3 protein-coding genes are annotated in these 5,664 nt (G+C 74.8%); all 3 read right to left on the bottom strand.

From position 1 onward, the window contains the following. Positions 1–44 precede the first annotated feature (44 nt). Positions 45–3,215: an SCO5717 family growth-regulating ATPase gene (locus ACFU99_RS31065; RefSeq protein ID WP_384398353.1), complete on the bottom strand. Its 3,171-nt coding sequence runs from the start codon at positions 3,213–3,215 to the stop codon at positions 45–47. Positions 3,216–3,753: 538 nt separating this feature from the next. Further along, the gene (locus ACFU99_RS31060; RefSeq protein ID WP_384398351.1) at positions 3,754–4,587 is read right to left on the bottom strand and encodes a hypothetical protein; all 834 of its coding nucleotides are present in this window, start codon (positions 4,585–4,587) and stop codon (positions 3,754–3,756) included. Beyond that, positions 4,587–5,664: type VII secretion protein EccE (gene eccE, locus ACFU99_RS31055; RefSeq protein ID WP_384398349.1), on the bottom strand; the 1,078-nt coding region annotated here is incomplete at its 5' end. The genes ACFU99_RS31060 and eccE, both read right to left, overlap by 1 nt.

The raw sequence follows: 5,664 nt of genomic DNA, 5'->3' as shown, positions 1-5,664 counted from the left end.
CCCCGCATCCGATGCGGGGCCCGCCCAGACGTATCCAGGGGCTGCTACTGCTGCGGCGGTGCCGGGGGCGGCGGGTAGCCGTAGCCGGGCTGCGGCTGCTGAGGCGGCTGCTCAGGCTGCGGCTGTTGGGGCTGCTGAGCCTCACCCGGCTGGCCGGGCTGGCCAGGCTGTGCTCCCGGATAGGCCGGGGGCTGCTGCGGCTGCGGTGCCTGCTGCGGCGGCCAGCCCGGCATCTGCGCCTGGCCCGGCTGCGGCTGGTACGCGGGCTGCTGCGCCTGAGGCTGCTGCTGCCAGCCGGGCGGTACGGGGCCGGGCTGGCCCTGACCGGGTACGGGCGCGGGCCCGCCGGGCGCGGCCTGCTGCCAGCCGCCGGGCTGCCCCGGCTGCTGCGGGTACGGCTGGGGCTGCTGAGGCTGCTCGCCGTACGGGTTGCCGAAGGGGCCGCCGCCGTACGGACCGCCGGGCGCGCCCGGAGCCTGGCCCGGTGCCTGGCCTTGCCCAGGGGGGAACTGCCCGGGGAACTGGCCCTGGCCGGGCCCGTAACCGCCCTGCGCGGGCGAACCCACATGCCCCGGCGGGTTGTTGGCGTCCCCGGTCCACAGCCCTTGCTGCTGCTGGGCCCGTACGAAGTCCTCGGCGACCATGGCCGAGAGGTTGAAGTACGACTCGCGCGTCTTCGGCCGCATCATGTCGAGATCGACCTCCGCGCCCGCCGCCAGGTGCTCGTCGAACGGCACGACGACGACGCCGCGGCAGCGGGTCTCGAAGTGCGACACGATGTCGTCGACCTTGATCATCTTGCCGGTCTCGCGGACCCCGGAGATCACGGTGATGCTGCGCGAGACGAGGTCGGCGTAGCCGTGCGCGGAGAGCCAGTCCAAGGTGGTGCTGGCGCTCGACGCGCCGTCGACCGACGGCGTCGAGATGATGATCAGCTGGTGGGCGAGGTCCAGGACCCCGCGCATCGCGCTGTAGAGCAGTCCGGTGCCCGAGTCGGTGAGGATGATCGGGTACTGCTTGCCCAGCACGTCGATCGCGCGCCGGTAGTCCTCGTCGTTGAAGGTCGTGGAGACCGCCGGGTCCACGTCGTTGGCGATGATCTCCAGCCCGGAGGGCGCCTGCGAGGTGAACCGGCGGATGTCCATATAGCTGTTCAGGTGCGGGATCGAGTGCACCAGGTCGCGAATGGTCGCGCCGGTCTCGCGGCGCACCCGGCGGCCGAGCGTGCCCGCGTCCGGGTTGGCGTCGATCGCGAGGATCTTGTCCTGGCGCTCGCTCGCCAGCGTCGAGCCCAGGGCGGTGGTGGTCGTCGTCTTGCCGACGCCGCCCTTGAGGCTGATGACGGCGATGCGGTAGCAGGAGAGGACCGGCGTACGGATCAGCTCCAGCTTGCGCTGCCGCTCGGCCTCCTCCTTCTTCGCTCCGAACTTGAACCGCGAAGCCGCGTTGCTGCCCTGCTTCTTGGGCTTCTGCTTGCCCCTGATCAGCCGGTCGGAGGAGAGCTCCACCGCCGCGGTGTACCCGAGCGGCGCCCCGTGCACGGAACGCTGCCGCTGCTCGGGGGTGACGGTCGGCCAGCCGCCGGCCCGCGGGTCGACGGGCGAACCCGGCTGCGCGCCCTCGTAGCCGGGCCCCGGCTGCGCCGGGTCGGCGGCCGGGGGCATGGCGCCGGCCGGCGGCTGCGGGTAGCCGTAACCGCCGGGCGCGGCAGGGGCGTTGGCGGGGGCGGCCGGGGGCTGCTGCGCACCCGGTCCGGGGTAGCCGTAGCCGTCCTGGGGTGCCGGCGCCGGCGCCTCTTGCGGTGCGGCCGGAGCCGGGGCCGGGGGCTGCTGAGGGGCGTACGGGCCGGGCTGGGGGAAGCCGTAGCCGCCCTGCGCTGCGGGCTGACCGGCCGCTGCCGGGCCCGGATACCCGTAACCAGCTTGCGGGGAAGGTGAGTTGGGGCCCGGAGCTGTCGCCGGGGGCTGCCAGGGGGAGCCCTGCTGTACGGGACCGGAACCGGGAGCGCCCGTCGGCGCGTACGGCCCCGGCGCCGCCTGACCCGCCGCGCCCGGCTGCTGCTCCGGGGCGGACTGCTGCGCCCAAGGGGCACCGCTGGTCGGAGCGGCGGTGGCCGGAGGGGCCTGCGGGGACTGAGGGGGCTGGGAGGGCTGGGAAGACTGGGGGGCCGCGGGCTGGAAGTCCGGCGGCAGGGGCGGCAGCCCGCCGGGCGGCGCGGGCGGCGGGGCCCAGGCCTGCGGGGGAGCGGGGGCGGCGGGAGCGTTCGCTGGTGCGGACGGCGCGGACGGTACGGATGGTGCGGCGTCGGCTGCCGTGTCCTCCGGTGCGGTCGGCGAGGCCGGTGCGGTCGGCGACGTCGGTGCGGGGGCGTCCGCGGGCTCGGCGGCCGGCTCCTCACGGCGCGGCGCCGCGGCCGAGAACTTCATCGTCCCCTCGCTGCGCACGTCCCCCTTGTCGCCTTCTCCCTCGTCGCCGCCGCTCTCCTTCACGGAGTTCGCGGAAGCGGCAGTGGCGGCGGAGGGCCCGTCGGGCGCGGCGGCATCGGACGGAGCGCGGTCGGCCGGTTCCCCGTCATCGTCGCCCGTACGCTCAGCGACCTCACGACGCAGAGCGGCGCTGGAGAACCGCATGGTGGAACCGCCGAGCGGTACCCCACCGCTACCGGCGTCGTCATTCCCCTTGGCCCCGTCGGCGCCCTCGGAGCGTTCCGCGCTCCCCGCGTCCCCGTTCACCGCCGCCTGCAACTCGGAGAAGCTCGGCAGCTTCTCCCCCTCCTCGGCTTCCGGCGCGGGCGCAGGTACAGGAGAAGGCGCGGGGGCAGGCGGCGAGGCCGGTACGGGCGGGGCCGCGACCGGAGGCGTCGACGCGGAGTTCGCCGGAGCCTGCGGCGGTGCGGGCGGCTGCGCGGCAGACGGCTGTGCGGCGGGGGGCTGAGGGGCAGGCGGCTGCTGCTGAGCGGCGGGCGGCTCGGCGGCCGGCTGCGGCGGCCACGCGGGCTGGAACCCGCCCGGCGGCGTCCCCGGGGCCGACAGCGGCATGCCCGACGGCGGCGGGGGCGTCGATGTCCCGCCCTGATCGCCCGACGCGTTCTGCGTGTACCAGGCAGGCGGCGTGTAGTCGATGGTGAACTCGCCCGTGTGCTCGTGCTCGGCGTCGGACCGATCCTCGCCGGCCGTCTTCCCGCCAGCGCGGCTCTCGTCCCGATCGCTGCTCACAATGCCTCCTGCTGGTGTGGTCTAGCGCCCTTGAATTTCTTGTCGGGGCCGACCGTTCCCGTCGTCCGACTGCCCGGGTTTCCCCCGTATGTGACGCAGAAGCCCTGCCTCGGACTCTCCTGCGCGTACGTACACCAAGACTAATCATCATCAGCGGTGCTATGGCAGGCCCGCCCCCGCCCTTACCGGTGTCCGATGAGTCACCTGCCCGTGCGTGGCCGTTCCAGTGCGGCCCAGGGGCAAGCGGTGGCAATTGGTGCACATCGATGTGCGGAACCGCCGCTTCACTTCCGTAACTGGACGGTATTCATGCACGATTCGGGTATTTCCGGTGATTTGCGCCGCGCGCGGTCAGCGCATACGGACAGCCGGACAACGGACGGCGGACACCCCTGACCGAACGCGACCGCCCCGCTGCCCCGATGCCGCACACCGCGACGGAGCCGTACGCCCCCGCCGAGAGGCAGCTCCTCACCCCGAACCTTCACCCCGTACCCCCGTACTCCGCCCTTTTGCCCCTTGCCCGGAGCCGGGCGCCTCAGTCCATCCGGCGCGCCCCGCCCATCAGTCCCGTCTCGGGATCGGTCGGCTGCGTGGCCACGTACATCCGCGATTGGCGCGTACACCAGAGCGTGACCCCGTCCTGGAGTGTGGACAGCGCCTCGACATCGGCCTGCGGCAGGGCCATGGCCCTGCCGATCTGCCGCGCCTCGTCCGGTGAGACCCGCTGGACGCCGACCAGGCCCGCGCTCTCCATCAGCCGCGGCGCGACGGGGCTGAGGTAGGGCAGCAGCGTCAGCACCGACTGCCAGGGCGCGGCGTTCACCCGGCCGCGCGGCGGCCGCATGCCGCAGTCGCGGACGACGAGCACCGGGCTGTGCACCGAGGGCCCCTGCGGCGGCACCCGTCCCACATCGTGCAGCGTGACGCACTGCTGGCCGCTGTTGGCAGCCTGGGCGAGCGCCGTCCACATCTGCTGGCGGCCCGTCTCCACCGTGACCCGGGCGCCCGTGCCGACCGTACGCAACGCGATCACCTGCGACGTCCACAGGCCGCCGATCAGCAGCACCTCGAAGGGCGTCGGCCGGCTCAGGCCCAGCACGGACGCCTGGCCGCGCGCGTCCTGCCCGATGACCACGCCGTCGTCGCCCACGGGCAGCGCCAGCGACTCGAACTGCTCCGGGGTCAATTCGTGCCGCTGGCGGCGCGGCCCGATCAGCCCGAACCCGAAGCGGGACGTCCGTATGCGCGGGGCGGGCGGCGCCGGGGCCGGACTGAGCGTGTCGGTGCGGCCCGCGCCCGGGAAGTCCTGCGGGCCGCCGGCGGGCTGGGCTGCGGCCGGGTCGGCCGGGGCGGTCGTCGGCGTGGCCATCAGCGGGTACCTCCGAGGGGCAGGGTGGCGAGGACGCCGGGAACCTGTTCACGATCCAGCCGTACGAGCCCGACCTTCACCCCGCGCGCGGTGCGCTCCATCTCCCGCCGCACGGCGACCAGTTCATCGGCGCTGCGGCCCGTGATCCGTACATGGCCGGTCACCGTAGGGGCGTGCCGCCCGCTCTGCGTGCCGCCCCGCCCCAGGGTGAGGCTGAGCGTCGTGGACAGCGCGGGCAGCGAGGTCAGCAGCGCCGCCAGCTGCGGCAGCGGCGTCGCCGACGGCCCCAACTGCGGCCAGCGGCCGACCCAGTACGTGGTGTGCCAGCGGTCGTCGCAGCGCCAGGTGCGCGCGTTCTCGACGGTCCGCCGCGTGGGCGCGTTCGTCCGCCCCGCCTGCGCCGTGGCCATCGGGTTCGCGCTCGCGGCGGTCGCTATCGCCGCCGTCAGCCCTTCCTCCGTGAGCACCGTCACGCCGAAACCGGCCCCCTGCAACCGGCTCGCCAGCTGGTCGGCCGCTCGCAGCACGCACCGCCGCGCGCCCTCCAGGCCGCCGCCCCTGGCCTCGACGGCCTCCGGGCAGAGCTCGGGGTTGAGCTTCAGCGCGATCCAGGTCAGCCGCACCGCGGGGGCCCCGGTCTGCGCCTGCAACGGCACGTAATTACGGGCCGCCACCGCCTGCTCCGGCAGATGCGGCGCGGGCGCGGGCAGCGCGCTCTGCACGATCTGCACGGACTCCAGCCGGACGCCGTCCACCTCCATCGCGTCCCGCAGCAGCGCCAGCGGCAGCGGCCGCTGCGTTCGCTGCGGGCGCAGCGGGGAGTCCACGGCCTCGACCTGGAGGACCGCCGTCAGAAACGTCCCGTCCCCGACCATGCCGACCGACCGGCGCTCCCGGTCGGTGAAGGTGCTCGTCGCCAGCGCGGGCTCGCACTCCACGGCGGGCGCGAAGCTCGGGTCCGTACCCGCGTCGAGCGGCTGCGCCGCCTGCCGCTTCCGCCGGCGCAGCGCGAGCGCCGTCGCCAGCCACTCCGCGATCGGCCGGCGCCCGCGGCGTACGAGCGCGAGCAGCACCAGC

The organism is Streptomyces sp. NPDC057654, from assembly GCF_042800135.1.
Lineage (GTDB): Bacteria > Actinomycetota > Actinomycetes > Streptomycetales > Streptomycetaceae > Streptomyces.
The sequence above is the reverse complement of the archived record's forward strand: the minus strand, read 5'-3'. Positions and strand labels throughout refer to the sequence as shown.